Origin of the sequence: Streptomyces sp. ADMS (assembly GCF_033441795.1) — a bacterium.
In the GTDB taxonomy this organism is placed as follows: domain Bacteria; phylum Actinomycetota; class Actinomycetes; order Streptomycetales; family Streptomycetaceae; genus Streptomyces.
The window spans coordinates 1-327 of the sequence record NZ_JAVFVX010000501.1 but is presented as its reverse complement, the minus strand read 5'-3'; the positions used below and the strand labels follow the sequence as shown (position 1 = coordinate 327).

General features: G+C 75.8%; 1 pseudogene. It reads left to right on the top strand.

From position 1 onward, the window contains the following. Window positions 1-296, top strand: a pseudogene (locus tag RB628_RS41745) (hypothetical protein); the annotation flags it as partial. Window positions 297-327 lie beyond the last annotated feature (31 nt).

The following is a 327-nucleotide window of genomic DNA, read 5'->3' as shown; positions in this document are numbered from 1 at the left end:
CCCTCACCCGGTCCGGCCATGTGCCGGCCTTCTACGACCTGGACCGGATCACCAGCTCGGCGGTGGCCCTGCGGGTCGCACAGGCCGAGAGCCACACGGCCCTGCAGGCGATCAGCCACGTTATCGAGGCCCGCGAAGCCTCCGTGACCGCGGACCGGGCACCGGCGCTCCGCCTGGCCCAAGCCGCTGTCGCCCGCTCCGCGCACGCGCCCCGCGCCCTGGGCCAACCACCCGACCAGCCCGCTCCGTCGGCCGCTGTCGGCCCGACGGTCGCCGCGACCGGGCCACGCCGCTAACCGGTTACTCCGCGTCTTCGTCGCGGTGGGC